At 61.8% G+C, this 21860-nt stretch carries 15 protein-coding genes; 7 read left to right on the forward strand and 8 right to left on the reverse strand.

Annotation, left to right across the window (positions count from 1 at the left end):
* Positions 1-43: 43 nt before the first annotated feature.
* The gene (ilvC, locus tag BBBF_RS00750) at positions 44-1096 is read left to right on the forward strand and encodes a ketol-acid reductoisomerase (protein ID WP_021648136.1); all 1053 of its coding nucleotides are present in this window, start codon (positions 44-46) and stop codon (positions 1094-1096) included.
* Between the two features lie 436 nt (positions 1097-1532).
* Here ilvC and BBBF_RS00755 read toward each other — a convergent pair whose 3' ends face one another.
* The 4 genes from BBBF_RS00755 to BBBF_RS00775 form a co-directional block, all read right to left on the reverse strand.
* Positions 1533-2522, reverse strand: coding sequence for a DUF559 domain-containing protein (locus BBBF_RS00755; protein ID WP_013362985.1), 990 nt, complete (start codon positions 2520-2522; stop codon positions 1533-1535).
* Positions 2523-2894: 372 nt separating this feature from the next.
* Positions 2895-6773, reverse strand: coding sequence for a glycoside hydrolase family 2 TIM barrel-domain containing protein (locus BBBF_RS00760; RefSeq protein ID WP_021648134.1), 3879 nt, complete (start codon positions 6771-6773; stop codon positions 2895-2897).
* A gap of 296 nt (positions 6774-7069) precedes the next feature.
* On the reverse strand, positions 7070-8566 hold the full coding sequence (locus BBBF_RS00765) for an amino acid permease (RefSeq protein ID WP_013389422.1): 1497 nt from the start codon (positions 8564-8566) through the stop codon (positions 7070-7072).
* 740 nt (positions 8567-9306) lie between these two features.
* Positions 9307-9876, reverse strand: coding sequence for a TetR/AcrR family transcriptional regulator (locus BBBF_RS00775; protein WP_003811525.1), 570 nt, complete (start codon positions 9874-9876; stop codon positions 9307-9309).
* Between the two features lie 137 nt (positions 9877-10013).
* Here BBBF_RS00775 and BBBF_RS00780 point away from each other — a divergent pair, with 137 nt between their 5' ends.
* Both BBBF_RS00780 and BBBF_RS00785 read left to right on the forward strand, forming a co-directional pair.
* Positions 10014-10715, forward strand: a complete 702-nt coding sequence (locus BBBF_RS00780) for an ABC transporter ATP-binding protein (RefSeq protein ID WP_003811528.1) — start codon at positions 10014-10016, stop codon at positions 10713-10715.
* Positions 10716-10723: 8 nt separating this feature from the next.
* A complete protein-coding gene (locus BBBF_RS00785; protein WP_033510155.1) occupies positions 10724-14143 on the forward strand; it encodes an FtsX family ABC transporter permease in 3420 nt (1139 codons plus the stop codon).
* A 16-nt stretch (positions 14144-14159) separates the two neighbouring features.
* Here the strand turns inward: BBBF_RS00785 and rlmH are convergent, their stop codons facing one another.
* On the reverse strand, positions 14160-14639 hold the full coding sequence (gene rlmH, locus BBBF_RS00790; RefSeq protein ID WP_003811533.1) for a 23S rRNA (pseudouridine(1915)-N(3))-methyltransferase RlmH: 480 nt from the start codon (positions 14637-14639) through the stop codon (positions 14160-14162).
* Between the two features lie 231 nt (positions 14640-14870).
* The gene (upp, locus tag BBBF_RS00795) at positions 14871-15512 is read right to left on the reverse strand and encodes a uracil phosphoribosyltransferase (RefSeq protein WP_021648130.1); all 642 of its coding nucleotides are present in this window, start codon (positions 15510-15512) and stop codon (positions 14871-14873) included.
* Between the two features lie 165 nt (positions 15513-15677).
* Here upp and BBBF_RS00800 point away from each other — a divergent pair, with 165 nt between their 5' ends.
* Positions 15678-15932 carry an ABC transporter gene (locus BBBF_RS00800; protein WP_003818478.1) on the forward strand — a complete coding sequence of 85 codons (255 nt, stop codon included), beginning with the start codon at positions 15678-15680 and terminating at the stop codon, positions 15930-15932.
* A 74-nt stretch (positions 15933-16006) separates the two neighbouring features.
* Here the strand turns inward: BBBF_RS00800 and BBBF_RS00805 are convergent, their stop codons facing one another.
* On the reverse strand, positions 16007-16564 hold the full coding sequence (locus BBBF_RS00805) for a peroxiredoxin (protein WP_003811539.1): 558 nt from the start codon (positions 16562-16564) through the stop codon (positions 16007-16009).
* A gap of 162 nt (positions 16565-16726) precedes the next feature.
* Here BBBF_RS00805 and BBBF_RS00810 point away from each other — a divergent pair, with 162 nt between their 5' ends.
* Together BBBF_RS00810 and BBBF_RS00815 are read left to right on the forward strand one after the other, a co-directional pair.
* Complete coding sequence (locus tag BBBF_RS00810) at positions 16727-17563, forward strand: YihY/virulence factor BrkB family protein (protein WP_047937760.1); 837 nt, start codon at positions 16727-16729, stop codon at positions 17561-17563.
* A 129-nt stretch (positions 17564-17692) separates the two neighbouring features.
* Positions 17693-17941 (forward strand): mycoredoxin, encoded by a 249-nt coding sequence (locus tag BBBF_RS00815; RefSeq protein WP_003811543.1) that lies wholly within the window; start codon positions 17693-17695, stop codon positions 17939-17941.
* A 132-nt stretch (positions 17942-18073) separates the two neighbouring features.
* On the opposite strand, the gene BBBF_RS10050 is transcribed toward BBBF_RS00815, so the two are convergent.
* A complete protein-coding gene (locus BBBF_RS10050; protein WP_231855226.1) occupies positions 18074-18715 on the reverse strand; it encodes a transposase in 642 nt (213 codons plus the stop codon).
* 659 nt (positions 18716-19374) lie between these two features.
* Here BBBF_RS10050 and BBBF_RS00825 point away from each other — a divergent pair.
* Positions 19375-21843 carry a LamG-like jellyroll fold domain-containing protein gene (locus BBBF_RS00825; RefSeq protein ID WP_021648125.1) on the forward strand — a complete coding sequence of 823 codons (2469 nt, stop codon included), beginning with the start codon at positions 19375-19377 and terminating at the stop codon, positions 21841-21843.
* Positions 21844-21860: the final 17 nt, after the last annotated feature.

Raw genomic sequence — 21860 nt, forward strand, 5'->3', positions numbered from 1 at the left:
GTGCCGGCAAGAGTGCCGGTACGCAAGTAAAGGAGTGCCAAACATGGCTGCACAAATCTGGTATGACAACGACGGTGACCTCTCCGTACTCGAAGGCAAGAAGGTCGCGATCATCGGTTACGGCTCGCAGGGCCACGCGCATGCGCTGAACCTGCGCGATTCGGGTGTTGACGTGGTCATCGGCCTGCGCCCGACCTCCAAGTCGGTCGCCTTCGCTAAGGAGCAGGGCCTTGAAGTCAAGTCCGTGCCGGAAGCCGCCGCCGAGGCCGACGTAATCATGATTCTGGCCCCCGACCAGTACCAGCGCACGATCTGGGCCAACGACATCGAGCCCAACATCAAGCCGGGCACGGCCGTCGCCTTCGCCCACGGCTTCAACATCCACTACGGCTACATCAAGCCTTCCGAGGATCACCCGGTGTTCATGGTCGCTCCGAAGGGCCCGGGCCACATCGTGCGTCGTGAGTACGCCGCCGGCCGTGGCGTCCCGGTCGTCGTGGCCGTTGAGCAGGATCCACGTGGCGACGCTTGGGACATCACCCTGGCTTACGCCAAGGCTCTGGGCGCTCTGCGTGCAGGCGCCATCAAGACCACCTTCACCGAGGAGACCGAGACCGATCTGTTCGGCGAGCAGAATGTGCTCATGGGCGGCGTGAACAAGCTCGTCGAGATGGGCTTCGAAGTCCTCACCGACGCCGGTTACCAGCCTGAAATCGCCTACTTCGAGGTCTGCCACGAGCTGAAGATGCTCGTCGACCTCATGAACGAAGGCGGTCTGAACAAGGCCCGCTGGTCCTGCTCCGACACCGCCCAGTACGGCGACTACACCAACACCTGCATCGACGAGCACGTGCGTGAGCGCATGCAGTACCACCTCAAGCGCATCCAGGACGGCTCCTTCGCCAAGGAGTTCATCGACGACCAGGACGCCGGCGCTCCGAAGTTCAAGGCGCTGCAGGAGGAGTACTCCAACGTGCGCATCGAGACCGTCGGCCCGAAGCTGCGCGCCATGTTCTCTTGGAACAAGGACGCCGTGAAGGACGCCGACGAGGCCAACTCCTTCACCGGCAAGATCGCCCGCGCCCAGGTGCAGTGATTTCTGAAGCTGTGAGGCCGTAAGACCGTAGAGCTGTAAAGCCAGGCCTTACCGCATGACTCAGGTCGTTGTCTTCGTCGTTCATCGCCGAAGACGACGACCTTTCGTTTATCTGGTCCTATTAATGTGTTCGTAAGCAATGTGCTTACGAACACATTACGAGTATCAAGGGTTGCTATCACGCCAAATTGCGTCACTGTGTGCGCCCTCGCACACAGTGACGCCTGTGTAAACCCTTTATTTTTCAACGGTTCTGCAGATTGCGTCACTGAGAGAGGTCGCGCACAGTGACGCAATCCGCACACAGTGACGGTCGATAACCATGGTTGTGTCGCACGATTCGCATGTTTCGTATGATCACGTGCGAGTTGCAGGATCCGACGCTGGTGGTATCAGCGCCGAGGCTCGTTCGCTGTCGTCTTCCGCGATGCCCGACTCATACGCGGCGCCCTTTGCGGCGTTCTCTGGCGCGGTACCTACGTTGCCGCTGACGGGCCGTCTCAGCACGATCATCTGCCAGCAGTGCCCGGAATTTCGGGTGTGGTCTATTCCGGCAGGTGGTGTCAAGGGCTTTCGCCACCCTTTGCGCGAATCGTCGCCGCCCCTGCGAGGTCAATATATCATCGGCAAAGACGACGATGACTGTATATCCCATCGCCCGCAAAGCCTGCCTCTTGCGTTCGTCCCATCGGTATTGTCGTTTGTCGCGGCGATGCGCGTCTCCATCGTATTCGATGATGACCCGTTGTTTGGGGTATGCGATATCGACTGTCGCCTCGTGAGCCAACTCCGGAATGAGTATCTTCCAGTGTTTGACCGGCTGCGGCAATCCATGTCGCAGCATCACGAGAGTGCAGCGGCATTCCATGGTGGAGTCAGTCACGGCATCGAGGAAAACGAGAGCATCAATGCATTTCCTTCTGCCCGGGAACGCGTCTGCTCCATCAAGGAACCGCGAGATATTGGCGACCGTCATGGAGCCTGATGACGCGCGCAGTATGGCATCCGCCAGAACGATTACCTCGATTTGCGTGAGATACGGCGCCAGCAGTGCCCATGTCATCAGCGGGTGCGTGTAGACGATGGTGATGTTGTCGTGAGTCCATGTGAGGTGGGCGATGCCCGTCAACGATGGCGGGCATTTCAGGTAGGACGTATCTTTCCGTCCGGATCTCTTGGTTGGCTCCCCAACGTACAGTACTTGGAACTTCACGGCTTCAAATCTTGAACATAGCGGTGTCTCTATGCCTGCCAGACGTAATGCGGTCATACCGGTATAGACCGGTGGCGAGGTGTTGATGGTTTTTCGTGAGTGTTCCATGCAATGCAGGAACGTCGTGGATTGCAGCTGGCGCAGTGAGCGCGCAAGATAGTTGTTCGCGACTGTTGCGCTGGAGTTGACAGGGGTGTGCTGATTCGTATTCATGGATTGAATGTAAGCATGATAATCTGCGGTGCGCCACCGGCCGCCTCAAATCTGTGGATAAGTGTATAACTCATCGGTTATCCACAGTGATGTAGCGAATGTGGATATGTAACTGGCGGAGATGCTGCGTGTGGTGCTGCTCTGCGGATGGAGGAACGCGTCACTGTGTGCGGAGTGCGTCACTCTGTGCGTCCTCACACACAGTGACGCCCATGTAAATCCCTTATTTTTCAACGGTTCTGCGAGTTGCGCCACTGAGAGAGGGCGCACACGGTGACGCACCCCGCACACAGTGACGGTATTGCGGGCTTCCGCCGTGCACGGGTACGGGTATCGGATCATGTGACTGATCCGATACCCGTACCCAACGCCTCAGAGCGCCTGCGGGCGCAGGACGAGATCGAAATCGAACTCCGCGTCGTCGAGGCGGTATTTCTCGTGCAGCTTGGGACCGCAGCTGTTGGACCCGATGCCGGACTGCATGTAATCCACGCACACCACCGTCGAATCCGCCGGCTTCAGCTCGCTGTTGTGAGCCTTGGCGGTCAGCTCCTCCTGGGTGTAAGGCAGCGCCTGGAAGTCGAAGGCATGGTCACCGGCACGGAGCACCAGCAGCTCGGCGTCATCGCTGGCGATGCTCGCCCAATCGCAGTCGTGATGGTTGCCGTTCTCCTGCGGCTTGATATACGGCTCGAACAGCGATTCGGGAGTGCCGGAGAACACGCCATGATAGCTGGACCGGCGCTTGTCGATGTAGCTTTCGTTCGGGCCGAGACCGCAATAGGCGATCTGCCGCATCGGCTTCGGCACGAACAGGCGCAGGCCGAAACGCGGCAGGAACGGGAAATCGGTGTCGCGCATCACATGCATGCGCAGCGCCACCGAACCGTCGGGCGCGATGGTCCAGTCGGCGTCGATGTCGGCGATGCGCTGCACAATCGGCGCCACCAGCGCCATCGTCGCATGGATCGTCACCTGGCCGTCGACCACCACCGAGCCGTCCTCGGACGTCGCCATGGCGCTCACGTCGCCGGCGTTGACGTTGCCGTCGTCGAGGATCGCATCGTCTCCAAACGAGGCGACCGGCGCATCCTCATCGTCCGCACGCAGTTCAATCGACTCGGGCTTGGCGATGACGTCATCCTCATCGACCAGTACACCGACCTCGTACGCGCGCGCCTGAGCGCGGTCATACTGGGCGCGAATCCAATCGGCCTTGATGTACTGGTCGTTGTCGGTGGGAGCGCGCCACACGTTCAGCTCCATCGGCCTGTTAAGCAGCGACCGGTTCGCGAACGACATCGACGAGAACAGGCCGGTACGGCGGTCGAGCACATACCGGAACGTCGAGCCTTCCACGGTGATCGAGGCATCGGTCTGCATGACGGTCAGCGGGTCTGCCAGCACGACGTCGTCGTAGCCGGCATCCGCGGCATCGTTCGCTCCATCGTCGGCGCCTTCTACGCTATCGGTGCCGTCATCGGCAACGTCGTCGACATCGTCATCCGAGCCGATGCCATCGGCGATATCGGCCAGCGCGGCGACGACCGTCTGATTGCGTGGATCCGCGGTCGGCACGGCGACCTCGTCGAAGCCGAGCTCGAAGCCGATCGGCAGTGTCTCGGTGTCCGTCGCCTGATAGTACTTCACCAGCATTGTCACGTTCCCGGCCTCGGGTATGGCATCAAGGATCTCAGCCGGTATGTCGACGACCGCGTCACCATGCGGCGCGATCGATGGCATCGACGGCGTGTAATTGCCGGGATGCTCCTCCCGGAACGTCGCGCCCGCCGCAGGATCACTCTCCCACGCAGCCCATGCGGTCTCCGCGCCATCCACCAGCAGCTCGAACGTCATGAACACCGCGTCGGCGGCATCCAGGAAGTCCAGGTAATTGTGCAGCGTCACCGTGCCCGCGGCCGCGTCGAAACCGGTCACGCGCACCGGCCGATACACGTTCTTGAACTCCAGCAGCCCGGTATGCGGCGTGCGGTCCGGGTACACCAAGCCGTCCATGCAGAAATTGCCGAAATGCGGGTACTCGCCCGAATCGCCGCCGTACGCGTACTCGCGCTCGCCGGCCGCGTTCGTGCCACGGTCGATCGCATGGTCGCACCACTCCCAGATGAAGCCGCCGACCAGGCCGTCATAACGCTGGATGCGCGTGAAATAATCCTCCAGATCGCCCGGGCCGTTGCCCATCGCATGGCAGAATTCGCACAGCACGTACGGCTTGACGCCGTTGTCGCCGTCATCGCCGTTGCTGCCGTCGCGCAGCCCGTCCGGCGTGCGCGGCCCCTCCTCGGAGAAGTACTGGTCGATCTCCTCGACGGACGGGTACATACGGCTGTGTACGTCAAGATAGCTGTAATCGCACTCCTGTCCCTCATCCACATACCGGGCGCTCTCATAGTGCGTCAGGCGGCTCGGATCGAAGGTCTGCGTCCACAGCAGCGCCGCCTCGAACGTACAGCCGTACGCACACTCGTTGCCCATCGACCAGAAGATGATGCTCGCATGGTTCTTGTCGCGCTCCACGCTGCGCTGCGCGCGGTCAACGGTCGGCGCGATCCACGCGGGGTTGTCGGCGATAGGCCGGTTCCAGCGCTTGTTGACAGCCGCGTCGCTCTCGTCCGGATGCACGCCGCGCATCGCGCCGTGGCTCTCGTTGTCAGCCTCGGCCACCACGTAGAAGCCGAGACGGTCGTACAGGTCGTAGAAGTGCGGCGCGTTCGGGTAATGGCTGGTGCGGATCGCGTTGACGTTGTGCTCCTTCATCAGCGTGAGGTCGCGCATGAGCTGCTCCTCGCTGATGACCGGGCCGGTCACCGGGTCGCTGTCGTGCCGGTTGACGCCGTGGAGCTTGATCGGCTTGCCGTTGACCTTGACCACATTGCCATCCACGCTGACCTCGCGGATGCCGACGAGCGCGGTGATGACCTCGTTCGCGGTGGTGTACACGATGGTGTACAGGTACGGCGTCTCGGCGGTCCACAGATGCGGGTCGTCGACTGCCAGGGATGCGTGCGCGGTCGGGGCGAACGCGCTGTCTCCGGTGAATCCGGTTCCGTTCGCGCCGCCGGCGAGCGTGCCGGTCACCGACGCGATGCGCAGTGCGGCCTGTGCGTCCGTGGAGTCATCGTCGATGGCGGCCACGTCGTCGATCGACTCGATGACGCCTTCTTCTTCGTCGTCCGCGGCGGTGTCGTCGCTGCCAGTGCCGGTCGCGTCGTCGGCTTCGCTCGCGTCGGGCTGTGTCCGAACCGTCACGTCGTCCTCGTCCCCGGCCATCGGATCATCGATCGGCTCCGCGGCCGTCTCTGCCACCAGCTCGCCATCCTCATCGAACAGCTGCACCTTGACCGGCACATCCGCATCGTCGAAGAACGCGAAATCCACGTCGACCGTCGCGTGATCGACCGGCGACGCATCATATTCGTCATCGCTGATGCCGGCCTCAACCAGCGCGGAATCGACATTGCGCCAAATCGACGTATGCACGAACATGTCACGAATCGCATACTCGGGACGGTCCAGCAGATACACGTCACGGAAGATGCCGCTCATGCGGAACTTGTCCTGATCCTCCTGATAGCTGCCGTCGCACCACTTCAGCACCAGCACGGCCAGCGTGTTCACGCCGTCCTCCAGCACGTCGGTCACATCGAACTCGCTGGTCGAATGCGACACCTGCGAATACCCGACGAACTCGCCGTTCACCCACGCATAGAACGCCGAATCCACGCCCTCGAAATTCAGGTACGTGCAGGGTGCGTCAGGATCGGACGTATGCATGAAATCGCACAGGTACACGCCGCACGGGTTGTCCTGCGGCACGAACGGCGGGTCGAACGGGAACGGATAGTCGAAATTCGTGTACTGGTGGCGGTCGAAACCATGGTTCTGCCACACGCTCGGCACCGGCGTCGTCGTGAAGCCGTCCGCCGCCAGCGCACCCGTGGCGGCAGTGCGCGGATCGGCGTTCTCCGGTGCGTCATCCCCGCCGAAATCCACGTCATAGAACACCGGGCGGCCGGCGGCGCGCAGTCGGGAGACCTCGGCGTCCAAGTCGTAGATGCTCGCATAATACTTGAAATCCCAGTCGCCGTTCAGCAGCATGAAACGGTCGGAATTCACGCGATTCTCGCCGACCGTGTCCATCGGCGTGGACGCGGGCACGTAATACGCGCGGTTCGGCTGCGTGCCGACATGTAGATGGCCGAGACTCTCGTAGTACCGGGGAATGAACATGATGGAGCCCTCCTTGGTTGTGCATGTGCCAGTGCGATGACACTGCACACCATTATCAGCGTCAGCATGGTCGAGAAGTAAGGCCTTTGCCTGGCTTCCGGCGATATTCGCGGGTCCTGGGAAGGTGGTCTCGCGCTAAACCAAGGAAAATGGCGGCTCACAAGGTTTGTGGGGACTTCGTTGTGACTTGTGTTCGGCGTGTCGGATTATGGTGGGCTGGCTCTGTGCGCTCGTGAGCCGTTCCGGCTCTGTTCGCGCGTGCGGCGGCCATGGCTCCATCCGCGGGATGTGCGCGACTAAGGGCGGACGGTCTTGCACGTCTGCGTGACCTGGTATGCGGTCAGCAGAATCGCAAGCCACACCACACCGGCGATGACGGCGACGCGATAGCTGGACGAGAAGCACATGAGCACCACGACGAATGCCAGGAATGCGAGCACTACATACGGCATCACGCGGGCGAACGGCAGCTTGAAATGGATGCGTCCCAGAGCCTCGTCTCCGGTGAGCCCGGCCAGCTCGCCGGGCCCGTCTCCGGCCGCCACACGGCGACGGAAATGAATCTCGGTGACCATGATCATCGACCAGTTGATAACGCCAGCAATCGTGGCGATCGACATCAGATAATTGAACGCGAAATCGGGCCACAGGAACACGACCACCACGGCCAGCGCGGTGATGGCCGCGGAAGCGAGCACCCCGACAACCGGTACGCCGTGGAAGTTGAGCTTGCCGAGGATTTCGGGCGCGTTGCCCTGCCTGGCCAGCGAGTACAACATGCGGGAGTTGGCGTACAGGCCGGAGTTGTACACGCTCATCACCGCGGTCAGACACACGAAGTTGAGGATGCCGGCGGCCGCGTGCACACCCACCGAGTCGAAGATCTGCACGAACGGGCTGGTCGTGCCGTCGATCGTGTTCCACGGCACCACGGCCATGATCACGCCGAGTGCGCCGATGTAAAACACCAGGATGCGCCAGATGATGCCATTCGTCGCGCGGGGAATGGTTCTGCGTGGATCTTCGGTCTCGCCGGCCGTGATGCCGATGAGCTCGGTGCCGCCGAAACTGAACATCACCACGACCAACGCCATCAACAGTCCGGTCCATTGGCCGTCGGCACTTTGCTGCAGCAGGCCGTGGGGGAGTACGCCGCCATCGAGCGCGAACCAGTTCGAGAAGCTCGCCTTGACGCCGGAATCCGTTGGCAGTCCGGCAATCAGTACCGCGAGCCCGCTGACGATCATCGCTATCACCGCGACGATCTTGATGATCGCGAACCAGAATTCGAACTCGCCGAACTTGCTCACCCCCAGCAGGTTCATCGCCGCAATCACGACGAGAAACACCGCGGCCGACACCCATTGCGGAATCGCGGGAAACCAGTAGTTGACGAACGAGCCGACCACGCTCAGCTCCACCATCGACACCAGAATGTAATTGAACCAGTAGTTCCAGCCGCTCACGAAGCCGGCGCGCTTCGACCAGTAGCGGGTCGCGTAGTAGCTGAACGCACCGGCCCTCGGGTCTTCGACCGACATCTCGCCCAGCGCCCGCACGATCATGAAGATAGCCAACCCGCCCACAAGATAGGCAAGCAGGATTGACGGGCCTGCCAACGCGATCGACTCGCTGGAGCCATAGAAGAGTCCGGTGCCGATCGCCCCTCCCAGCGCGATCAGCTGGACATGCCGGTTCTTCAACGATTTGCGCAACGCCGCCGGTGCCGGCGTGTTGCCGGTGCCGGGGCGGGAGGCCGTCGCCGTGCTGTCGTGCATGGTGTTCTTGCTCATCGGTTCCTCTCCATCGTTGCCGCACGCCGGCGACTGCTCGCGGCATTGGCCGTCTGCCCGTCGTTGACCCGCTCGCGCCCGTCTTCGACATTGCCGTCATCGCCGGTGGGGCCGGGCCGTGATGCCGTGATCGCCGCACCCGCCACAACGCAGGCCGATATCGGCACGACCGCCATTCTATGCCATCCGCTGACGAGTCGACGTCACCGTGCGCCGTTTTGTCTCCCGCATCGGCTCATCGGGGTGCGTCATGCCGCGGTGGGCACCACGGTCACGGTCTGAGCCTTCCTCATCGTCGCGGCGTCGACTTTTCGTGGCTATCTGCGTTTCAAGGGGGTGATTTCGTGTTCGCCGAACATCTATCTGAGTTTCAGGGGGTTGCCAAAACATGATACCCGGAGTATTGAGCACCAATTGCCATTGGAATCATGCGGTCTTGAGGGTGTTTATACTCGGCTACCAACCCCTCGAAACGCAGATAGATGTTCCGGAAGAGCGCCATCAACCCCTTGAGATGCAGATAGCCCAATTTTGCCGCAACATGTCTGCGATTGAGCGCCTAGCATCACGTTTGCATAATCGTGATTTACTAAATCGCGATTATGCAAACGATCTGTGCCGGTGCGAAGAATATGTCATGCCCCGTCGATTCCTTGTGACCAGCATCTCCGATTCGTCTAGTGCCGCTGCGGCACTCTGGCCGTATGATTCCGGGTGGGCCGAGGCCGGAATCGTCTGTCTCACCGGGCGCCGGGCATGCCCATGGTGAAGATGATGTGGGCGACGGTTTCTGGTGGGGCGGCGAGGTCGGTGGCGAGCCAGTACTGCAGCAGTCCGATGCTGCCGGATACGGCGAACCGCATGCGCATCTGCGCTTCGGCCGGGTCGCTGGAGGCGGGCTGCATCTGTTCGGCGACGGAACGGCGGCTGTAGATCAGGCCGAGCAGCTGTTGCTGGAAATCCAGGTCGGCGGTAGGGCTCATCAGCACCTGCAGATGGTTGCGGTTGTCGGCGATATAGCGGCAGATGTGCTCGATGACGTGCTCGACGCCGGCCGCGTCAGGCTGCATGAGCAGCTGGTCGAGCGCGGTCGTGACCCATGCCATCGTTTCGTCCTCGATGTCGTGTAGCAGCTCCTCGATGCTGTCGTAGTGCGCGTAGAACGTGGAGCGGTTGACGTCCGCCTGCTCGCACAGCGCCTTGATGGTGATGCTGCCGAGCGGCCGTTCGCGCATCAGGTCGATGAGCGCGTCCTGCATCGCCTTCCGCGTGTAACGGGTGCGGCGGCTTTCGGTCAGTTCCTTGGCCATGGCTGGTCCTTGCCTCGTATGGCCTCGCGCCGGCGGATTCCTGCCCGACATTCGGCAATCCGACTGTTGGTTGCGAAACCGACATAGTGTTGTTTTACTTGAGTATAACATCTGTTGCGTGTGCGGGGAGGTGCATGATGGCGTATATCGAATTCGACCGCGTGGTCAAGGAATACCCGTCCGGGCGCACCACGATCCGCGCACTGGACGAGGCCAGTTTCACCGCCGACCGAGGCGAACTGACGGTGATCCTCGGGCAGTCGGGCGCGGGCAAGACCACGGCGCTGAACATCCTTGGCGGCATGGACACCGCCACCTCCGGGCGCGTGGTCGTCGGCGGCCGCGACATCACCGGACTGCGCAAACGCGACCTCATAGCCTACCGGCGGATGGACATCGGATTCGTCTTCCAGTTCTACAATCTCGTGCCGAATCTGACCGCATTGGAGAACGTCGAACTCGCGTCGCAGATCTGCCCCGACCATTTCGACCCGGCCGACACCCTGCACAAGGTCGGCCTGGGCGACCGGCTGAGCAATTTCCCGGCGCAACTGTCCGGCGGCGAACAGCAGCGCGTGTCCATTGCGCGCGCAATCGCCAAGAAGCCGAAGCTGCTGCTGTGCGACGAGCCGACCGGCGCGCTCGACTATGAGACCGGCAAGGAGGTCCTGCAACTGCTGCAGGACATCTGCCGTGACGAGAACATGACGGTGCTCATCATCACCCACAACTCCGCGCTCGCTCCGATGGCGCACAAGGTCGTCCGCTTCCGCTCCGGCAAGGTGGTGGGCGAGGATGTGAATCCCGCGCCGACACCGATCGCCGACATCGAATGGTAGGTGCTGTGATGGGACGGCATGCGCATAGGAACAAAGGTCGGAAGGCGGACGGTGATTCTGCCGGGTGGTCGCCCGCGTCCGATGTGCCCACCGAGGTGATTCCCGGAATCTACGACTTGGCGGCCGACACCGATACGGGCGGCAGGCCGTCTCGTGGGCGCTCGCTGTCGGGGGCGTTCGTCAAGGATACGATGCGCTCGTGGCTGCACGGGTGGAAACGGTTTCTGTCCATCGCCGTGATTTCGCTGCTTGGGGTGGCGGTGATGACCGGCATCTACGCCGGTTGTCGTGACACGTTCCGCGCCGCGAACCGGTTCTACGACGCGCAACGGTTGCACGATATCCAGGTGCTGTCGACCTACGGCCTGACCGATGATGACGTTGCGGCCTTGAAGCAGGTCCGCGGAGTCGATGTCGTGCAGCCGGAACGCAGCCAGAGCGTCGAAGCCGACGTCAAGGGCACCGACAAAACCGTCACCATCAACGAGATCGGCGTGAACGGCCTCGACCAGCCGTACCTACAGGACGGCCGCATTCCGAGCAAGGCTGGCGAGGTCGCGGTCACCAAAAAGTTCCTCGCCGACAGTGGCATGGCAGTCGGCGACTCGCTGACCGTCACCCCGGTCGACACCGGCACTGCGACATCGACCGTTTCGGATACGGACTCCGCCGACAGCGGCGCGAACGGCACGGAACCGACGGACGAGCAAGCCGATGCATCGCAATCGGCGCCGAGCTTCCCGACCGAACTGGCCATCACCGGCACGGTGATAGACCCCAAGGACCTGAGCAATCCGGACGGATACAGCGGCGCCAAGGCATTCCGCAACTCGCTCGCGTCCGACTACACGTTCTTCGCGCCGAGCGACGGCGTGACAGGAGACATCTACACCGCTATCAGCCTGACCGTGAGCGGCTCGACCGACGAGGACGCGTTCGGCGACGACTATGACACGCTGGTCCGCGATGTCGCCGACCGCATCGAAGCCACGGTGCAGACCAAGCAGCAGAACGAACGCCGGCAGACTCTCGTGGACGCCGCGCAGAAAAAGCTCGACCAGGCGAAGACCGACGCCTACCGGCAGCTCGACGACGCGCAGATGCAGATCACCGAGCAGACGGAGGGGCTGAAAACCCAGCGCGAGCAGGCGAAAACCACCAAGCAGAGCCTCGAAGACCAGCTCACACAGCTCGAAGACCAATCGGAGCAGCTGCAGGACGGCAAAGACCAGGTCAACGTGGGACTGCTCCAAGCCCGCCAGGGCCAATCGCAGCTGCAGCAGGGCATCGCCACCGCGCAGACGATGAACGACCTGGCCGCGCAGGGCGCGCGGGCCGCAGAGCAGGCCGCGGACGCGGCAGACCAGGCGGTCGCCGGCGCGCAAGGTCTGCCCGAGACGGTACTCGAACCATTGCGCAAGGCAGCGAAAACCGCGCGCGACCTCGCCACACAGGCACGGTCCAAAGCCGATGAATCCGCGGCACAGCTCACGCAACTGCAATCCCAGCTGAGCCAGGTCAACGCCACCATAGCCCAACTTGAAGCGCAATCGGCCACTTTGCAGCGGCAAACCGAGCAGCTGCGCGGCGGTCGCCAGCAGATCCGCGACGGACTCAAGCAGATAGCCGCCGGCGAAGAGCAGATGGACACCGGCGAACGGCAGCTCAAGGACGCGCAAGACCAGCTTGACGCCAAGCGCAAGGATGCCGACAGTCAGTTCGCCAAGCAGCAGCAACGCGTCGACGACATCGCCGCAGCCCGCTGGTACGTGCAGACGCGCTCGTCAATCGGCGGCTTCAGCTCGCTCAAATCCGACATCAGCTCAATCGAATCAATCGGCTACGCCTTCCCGGTCGTATTCCTGATTGTTGCGGTGCTGATGAGCCTGACCGCGATGACCCGCATGGTCGAGGAGGAACGCGGTCTGATTGGCACCTACACCGGGCTCGGTTACGGGAACGCGGCCATCGCGATGCGGTACGTGCTGTTCGCCGCGCTCGCCTGCCTAATCGGCGGCGGACTGGGACTGATGGTCGGCTTCCTCGGCATTCCGTCGTTCCTGCTGCTGGTGATCGAGGGACTGTACACGGTGCCCGGCATACAGCTCGAATACGATTGGCTGTACGGGTCGGCAGGCATCGCGCTGTTCGTCGTCGGCGTGGTCGTCGCAACGGTCGTCGCCTGCGCCGGGGCTCTGCGGCAAAGCCCGGCTCAACTCATGCAGCCGAAAGCGCCGAAGGCTGGCGCGCGCATCTTGCTCGAACGCATCCGCCCGCTGTGGCGGCGGCTCAGCTTCCTCAACAAGGTCACCGCGCGCAACATATTCCGCTTCAAAAGCCGCCTGTTGATGACCGTCGGCGGGGTGGCGGGCTGCACGGCGCTGATTGTGTGCGGCTTCGCCATCAACGACACCGTCGCCACGCTCGGACCCAAGCAATACGAGGACATCTACCATTACGACCTGCTCGTCGTCAGCGGCGACGACAGTGTCGATGCGATGCGCGCTCGGCTCGACAAGGACGGGCGCGTGGAACGTTCGCTTGATCTGCGGCTCGACAGCGGCGAGATGGACGCGGGCGGCGCAGGCGAGACGATTCAGCTCATGATCGTGCCGGATGATTCAGTAGGAGCGCTCGGAGACATGATTACGCTGCGGTCCGCGAGCGGCGGGCACGGCAAGCTGCAGCTTGGGGGCGATGGCATAATCGTCGCGCAATCCGCGGCGAACTCGCTCGGCGTCAAGGCCGGCGACACCGTCACGCTACGTGACGGCAGTATGCGTCATGGCGAAGTGAAGGTCTCCGTGGTGACGCGAAACCTCATCGGCTCGAACGTGTATGTCACCGAAAGTCTGTACAAGAAGACATTCGGCGTGTCGACGGCGGTGACGCGCAACGCCGTGATCGCCACACTGGACGGAACCGCCGACCAGAACATCGCGTACGCGGATCGGCTCGCACGCGATCCGTCGGTCGTGAGCGCCACCAGCACCGACGATCTCGAGCGCAGCTTCTCGTTCGACCTGATGAGCGCCGTCGTGGCGCTCATCATCGCGCTCGCGGGCGGGCTGGCGCTCGTCGTGCTGTTCACGCTGGCGAACACGAACGTGTCTGAGCGCGTGCGGGAAATGGCCACGCTGAAGGTACTGGGCTTCTACGACCGCGAGGTGCACCGGTATGTCAACAAGGAGATGCTGATACTGGCCGGCATGGGCATCGTCGTCGGTCTGCCGCTCGGGCGCGCGGTCGGCGGGCTGCTTACGGCGGCGCTCAACATGCCCGCGTTGTATTTCGAGGTGAGCGTGCACTGGTATAGCTATGTGATCGCCGCCGCGGCGACGATGGCGTTCGCGCTGCTCGTGCAGCTGCTCACCAATCCGGTGCTCGACCGCATCGATCCGGTCAGCTCGCTCAAGTCCGTGGAGTGAGCCGCCCGCCACCGCCCTACTTGTGGTATGGCTCGCCGGCGTTGATTTTGTAGGCGCGGTACAGCTGCTCCAGTAGGATCACGCGCATCAGCTGATGCGGGAACGTCATCTTCGAGAAGCTGAGCCTGTAGTCGGCGCGGCGCAGGATCGCGTCGTCCAGGCCGATTGAGCCGCCGATGATGAGCTGTATGTGGCTTTCGCCGTGCAATCCGAGCTGGTTGATGTGCGCGGCGAGCCCTTCGGAGGAGAGCATCGTGCCGTCGATCGCCAGCGCGATCACATAGGCGTCGGGGCGGATGTGCTTGGCGATGCGCCCGCCTTCCTTGGCACGAATCTGCCGTTCCACGCCTTCGCTGGCATGTTCGGGGGTCTTCTCGTCGGCGACCTCGATGATGTCGAGCTTGCAGTAGCGGCCGAGCCGTTTGCTGTATTCGGCGATGGCGTCGCGCAGATACTGCTCTTTGACCCTGCCGACGCAAATGACGCTAATACGCATTATCCTGCTTTCTATCTGCCCGGAGGATTACGGAAGATACGCCGTCGTACTACTCCGAGAGTCACGGCACGACGATACCGCGACTCTCAGAGTCCCTCGGTGGGGGATTGGCTGACGCTCCGCCAGTCAATCCCCCACCGTCGGCATTGGTTGATGTGTGCGGATACGGCCGTTCAAAGCCGAAGGCGTATTTCGTACGTCGAGCGCTGAGGAAAGGCCGTATACGCTCCATCAATCAATGACGCCGTAGAGGCGGTCGCCGGTGTCGCCAAGCCCCGGCACAATGTACGCCTTTTCGTTGAGTTTTTCATCGACGGCGCAGACGACGACCTTGAAGGCGATGGAGGGGTCGATGTGGTCTTGGACGTATTGGATGCCTTCGGGGGCGGCGATGATGTTGATGGCGGTGACGTCTTTGGCACCGCGCTCGGCGAGGTAGTGGGTGGCGGTGACGAGGGTGCCGCCGGTGGCGAGCATGGGGTCGATGAGGAAGCACTGACGGCCGGTGAGGTCTTCGGGGAGACGGTTGGCGTAAGTGATCTGCTGGGTGGGGTGCTCTTCGTCGCGCTTCATGCCGAGGAAGCCGACTTCGGCGGTGGGGATCATTTTGGTCATGCCGTCGAGCATGCCGAGTCCGGCGCGAAGGACGGGAACGATGATGGGGGCGGGGCTGGCGATGTGCTTGCCGACCATGGGGGCGACGGGGGTTTCGATGGGCTTGTCGACGATGTCGAGGTTGCGGGTCGCCTCGTAGGCTTCGAGCATGACGAGTTCGGTGACGAGCTCGCGGAAAGTGGCGGATGAGGTGTTTTTGTCGCGCAGGACGGTGAGCTTGTGTTCCACCAGCGGGTGGTCGAGTACGTGAAGTTCCATGAGTACCAGCGTACCCGGTTATCTCACATTCTGGATGGACGTAGCGTGTTGCTTATGTGACGTAATGGTCAAGATGTGCAGTGAGGTCGGACTGCAGGAGCCGAAGGCGGTTTCGACGGCGACGATATCACCAAGGCCGCGCCGAACCAGCGCATCCGCAAAGGCATGGCGTTCGTGCCGCAGGGGCAGCAGTCGTTCGGCACGATGACCGTCGACGAGAACCTGCATGTGGTCGCCGACCGGTACGGGTCCGAGGCGAAAGCGCGGTACGACGAGGCCGTGACGATGTTCCCGGTGCTCAAGGAATTCGCCGTCGAACGGGCGGATCGCTACTATGTGCTGGCCTCCGGGCGCTTCATCGCCACCGGCGAAGGCGGTCCTGCACAGGTTGAGGCCGCCAAAGAGGCCATGCGCGTATAATCGCGCTCTCAAAACTTGCAGATACAAGGCTTTTTTCGAGCGTCAATCGTTATACCTGCGAGTTTTGAGAGCGCCTATTGCAGAGCCTTCATCAAAGAAGCCACATGACCCTTCGCCCGGACGTTGTAACGGGCGATTTCTATCGTGCCGGCTGCGCCTGTAACAGACACGCTGATGACGAATGTCGAGCGGATCACGCCTATGTGCGTGCGCCCATAGAGCTTCTTTTCGCCGTACGCGCCGTAAAGCCGATGCACGGTCAGGTCCGCGTCCGACAGCAGCGGGAACGACAGGTGGTCGCGCTCGCGGAAACGCTGCAGCTTGTCGATTGGGTCCTTGGAGACGCCCAGCACAGTGAAACCGAGTGCGGTGAGCCGGGCAATGTTGTCGCGGAAGTCGCATGCCTCGGTGGTGCAGCCCGGCGTCATCGCGGCCGGATAGAAGTACAGCACCACGCGCTTGCCCTGCGCCAGCAGCCGCGACAGCGTGACGGAGGTCTCACCGCCGTCCGGGTTGACCGCAGGCAGGGTGAAATCAGGAGCGGGCTGGCCGGGGGTGAGTCGCGTGGGAAGAGCGGGCTGGCTGGATTGTCCGGGCTGCGGTGATTGGTCGCTTGCGTGATTTTCTGTCATGATGCGTGCTCCTTTACCTCGATGCCCATGTGTGCCACCACTATCGCCGTCGTGGTGGACAGTCGCGCGACCGCGTATAGTCGAATCATGCAATGGCTGCACAGGATAGGCGAGGCGATTGATTCGCTGGTTGCATGGTGGCGGCGCTCGCTGATCGGGCGGGTGATTGACCGGTATGTGTCGCGGCGCGGGCCGCTGCTGGCGAACGGGTTGGCATATGGGCTACTGTTCGCGTTCTTCGCCGGCGTATGGATCGTGGTCAGCGCGCTCGGACTGGTGGTGACCGGGAGCGAGGAGATGCAGAAGGCGCTGCTCGCGATGCTGCGCACGGTGATTCCGAGCGTTTCCGATTCGCTGTTTTCCGCGTCGATGCTGAGTGGAATCTCGCATACGCTGACATGGACCGGTCTGGTGACGCTGGCGGTGTTCTGGTGGACGGTCACCGGTTGGATGAATTCCCTGCGCAATGCAGTGACGACCATGTTCGACGATTGCACGCAGGAGCTGAACGTGGTTAAGGCGCGATTGCGCGATACGGTCGCTGCGATCATGGTGGCGGTACTGTTCATATTGTCGACCGCGGCGGGCGTCGTCTCTGGCGGCCTGATGAGACTGGTGTTGCGGGCGCTTGGCATCGCCGATGATTCGCTGCCGGGCGCGCTGTTGCTGGAATCGACCGGTTTCGCTACCGGCGTGTTGCTGAATTTCGCGTTGTTCATGCTGCTGCTGCGCGTGGTCGCGCACATACGCGCGGGCAAATTCACGCTGGTGGGGGCGGCGCTTGGGGCTCTGGCGGTCGCGGTGATGCAGCTGCTGGGCGCTCGTCTGTTGACGGGTGCGTCGCGCAACCCGATGCTGGCGCCGTTCGCAGCTATCATCGGCGTGCTCATCTGGTTCAACTTGGTGGCGCAGGTGATTATGATCTGCGCGGCGTTCATCGCCGAGTGCCGGCGGGGGGGGCGGGGAGAGCCGGAGCTAGCTACAGCCGCTGTCAGCTGACAGGGTAACTGGCATCAAGCATTGCCGGATACGATATCGTATGAGACGGCTGCGAGCTTCATCGCAGGTCGCAAGGTGCATGTCTTTCATGAGATGTGCCGTAGAGCATATGACGAGAGGGGAGTTCCCATGGCGATTGATGTATATGGTGCAACATGGTGCGGCGACTGCCACCGTGCCAAGAACGCGCTCGACCGGTTCGGCGCCGCTTACACGTGGCACGACATCGAGCAGGAGGAGGGCGCGGCCGACCGTGCCGTTGAGATCAGCGGCCAAAAACACATCCCGGTCGTGCTCTATGGCGACGGGTCGTTCCAGGTCGAGCCGTCCGTCGTGGACATCCAGAACAAGCTCAACGAGCTTGGCCTGCTCGGGTGAGCGGTGAGTGGCTGCGGCGGTGGCGAGGTGCGGTATCGGCTGTCCGCCATTGAACACGATGCATCAATTCGCGCCTTATGGTCGGCGCTTTTGCAAAGTGAGGACAGCATCGTTGCTTGATTTGACCAGATTCTATTCGTAGGCAGAATTCGAATTTTGGTAGTTGAATGGTTCCGGGAGTGCTGGGACAGTGAATGATTCGACGATCTCGGGGATGCGGCTGTGGGAGGCCCGGAAGATCCATCGTTTCAGCTTGGCCCCGGCTTGTCCGGTGGGCTGGTGCGGGAGCGTCCCGAGGAGTTCCTTGAGTTGCCATGACCGGTAGGGCTGGCCCCTGGGATCCGTGTCCTGCCGTTCGGTGAGATCCTCCGGGTTCTTGGGCACGGCGTATCTGACGCCGCGCATCGCCTCGGTCGCCGTCTTGTCGTTGCCGCGCCGGGCCTGGTTCCGCACCCGTTTCCTGACCTGGTCGGGCGCGTCGCTCATCCGGGAGACGATGTGGAACGAGTCCGGGACGCGCCCGGCGTTCGGCAGGCGCTCCTTCACGCTGGCGTCGATCCACTTGGCGCCGTCGCCGGTGACTGCCTTGATGGAGGCGCGCTGCTCGTCGGTCGGCTGTCGGAAGAACAGGCCGGGCACCTCCTTGCCGTATCCGTCGTGCGCCCAGACGACCCGTCTGCGCTTGTGGTCGACGACCACGGTGATGTACGTGTGCCCCCCTTCCTGCAGCTGGTCTCGTCCACGCCTATCGCGGTGGGACCGTCGAACATGCACGGCATCGAGGATTCCAAGCGGGCGGCGACCCTGCGCGCGATATGGCCGGCCGTCCTCCACGCGATGCGTGGGAATCCGCCCACGGTCTTCTGGCTGGCGACCGCCGCCGGCCACGCGCACTCCATCTCGAAACCACTGGTGAGCCGGCTGTCCGGCTCCGCCACGGCACTTGGGCGGCCACCACGCCATGCTCCGCGCACGCCACGCGCGGCGCCAGGCCCATGAGCTCGACCCCATAGCAGCCGAAGTCCTGGTGGCGCCATCGCCGTTCGCCGCCACCCCTCCCATATAACAGGCCCGTCCGCTATAAACCGCAAGATGAGGTCCACAGCGGACGGGCCTGTTCGTTCATATGGTCGGCGGTCATGGACATGCCCCATGCCTACTCCGGCAACGAGGCCGGAACCGGCGGTACCGCCACGACACGGCAACTCGACCGGTATAGGGACGGTCCATAACAAGTTCATACGGTTCATCGCACATTGAACATCAGTTGAACGACGAATGATATTTGATGCGCGCACCATGAACAGTGCCTGAATCAGCCATCGTCTCCGAAAAGCGGCGGATAGCCTTGTAAAGGCCATGATGCGTAGGCGCATTGCAACGGCACATTCGCATCGTCGTTGAAATAGGAGAGTGCTAGGGAGAGCCTGGTCATGCATATAGGAAAGATACGCAATATCATCAAACCAGCGGTGGCGTGCATAGCGCTTGCCGTGTTCGCCGCGCCGGGTACGGTAGTCTCCGCCGCGGCGCTTGAACGTGAAGGTGCCCCATTGGATGTGGTGGCCGATTGGAAATTCCAGCAGGCGCATTCCACCGGTTCCATCGACGGTGGTGACCTGGTCATCAAGGATATGTCGGGCAACGGCAACGATCTGCACATGCAGACCTACGGGAAAAATGATTACAAGCTCAGCGACTATGTCAACTGGTCGTCGAATTCGATGAACGGTGACGGTGGTGGAAGCCTGAAGCTCAACGGCGACAGCGATCTGGCGCATAAGAAGGATCATCCCGAGCAGCGAGATCCCAAGGGCGCGGATTTCATCACCGCGAGCGGCGCTCCCATCAACAAAGAGCAATTTGCCAACGGATACACCATGGAGTTCGTGTACTACCTTCCCGATGACTTCAACGCCGGTACCGATTCGTGGATGGGGCTTGCGGCCAGGCAATCCACAAACAGCAACATGGATGAACACGAGATGGGGTCGATGAGCCTGTCGATCTCCAATTGCAAGGAAACCCAGTTCAAGGCCGCCAACAAGGACAATGAGTCGACCATGAACACCGATGATCCCAACAACGGCGTCACCAGCTGGGGCGTCACCATGGATCACGGTGGCATTTGGTATCACATCGCCGTCGTATCCGATGGCACGAACGTGGTGACATACACCAACGGTGCCAAAGCATTCCGCAATATCAACAAGAACGGCAATGGCCTGTATGCCGATCCGACCGATGGTCGCTTCCGCATCGGCTCGTCGTATTACAACGACACTTTCGACACCAGCCAATACAACAAGGACGACTTTGACAAGTTCCTGCGTGGCAACCTGCAGGAGGTGAGATTCTCCCGCGGTGCGCTGGCACAGGGCAACTGGATCGTGCCCAACCCGACCGAGTATCTCAAGGATTACGGTACCAACGATCGTTTCGTGCTGGACAACCCCAGCGTACATACGATGGCTTTCTTGCCGGACACGCAGAATGCCATCCGTTGGGTGCCCACGGTGATGGACCGAGCCATCGACCAGTTCGATTCGGAAGATTCCAGTCTTAATCTGACCAACATCGTGTCCCTCGGTGACGTGGTGGATAACTGGGACAGTGACGCGCAATGGCAGGCATCGTCCAAGGCGTTCGGGCGTATGCAGAAAGTGGGCGTCCCCTTCCTGGAGCAGCCGGGCAATCATGATTACAATGGAGGCAGGCATGGCTACGGAGTGCCCAGCTTGCGCAAGGCGGACAATTACCTGAAACACTTCGGACCCGACTCCGATTTCGGCAAGTATCAGAAAGAACACGGTTTTGCATACTCGCCCGATGGCCTGTCCTCATACCATCTGGTAGACAACGGCTCCTACAAGTATCTGGTGATGAACATCGACATGGGCGCGGTGGTCAGCAACTCGTCCTCGGCAAGCAATGACGATATGCGATGGTTCGAGCAGGTGCTCAAAGACCACCCGAACAACCCGACTGTGGTGGTGAGCCACGATATCTTCAAGTGCTCCGATTCACGTCCGAATGAAATCTCCCTCGATGACGATTCCGGATACAACGGTGAAGCCGGTGACGATGAAGGTGCCGGCTCGAAAATCTGGAACATCGTGAAACGGTACAACCAGGTATTCATGATGTACTCCGGTCACAATCACGGATCCGGACAAATGACCCTGACCAATGACGCCGGCAATCCGGTGCTGGGGCTGTTGTCCGACTATCAGTTCGCGTATAACGGCGGCAATGCGTTCTTCCAGTACGTCGGCATGGATGAAGCGAACAACAAGATCACCATGCGTACGTATTCGCCATACTCGGCATCGCTGCCCGCGGCCGAGCGTTCGTTCTTCGATGTCAACTCCCTGACCGGTGTCGGCAACACCTATGACGGATCGTTCGATTTCGCCAAACGATTCGCCGGTTACGAACATTCCTCCGGTTATGACGCGCAGCAGTCGGTGATCTCCTTGGTGCGCGGCATCGGTGCGTTGAATGGTCAGACGCCGGCGAGCGAAGTACGGCAACTATATACTGCTCTGGCCGCATTGCCGGATAATGTGAAAGCGCAATTCGGTGATCCGTCGGATAGTGGCTCTCTGGCAGGCAGACTCGCCGCCGCATACAATGCCGCGTTCCCCAAGCCGGAACAGCCCGACACCAAGCCCGGTGCCGGCAATCAGACTGGAAGCCAAGGTGGGCATCAGGGTGGACAGTCCGGAAGCCAACAAGGGCAGAAGGGCGATGGCCATGGCAAGGGGCAGACGAATGCCGGCCCGGAGGCAATGGCCTCCACTGGTGCCGATGTGGCCCCGATCGTCGTTATCGCGATGATGACGATCTTGTTGGCCGGCGTGCTTGTGCTCGTGAAGCGTAAGCATCACCTTTCGCACTAACCGATTACCGGTGTGCA

The organism is Bifidobacterium bifidum ATCC 29521 = JCM 1255 = DSM 20456 (genome assembly GCF_001025135.1).
Taxonomy (GTDB): domain Bacteria; phylum Actinomycetota; class Actinomycetes; order Actinomycetales; family Bifidobacteriaceae; genus Bifidobacterium; species Bifidobacterium bifidum.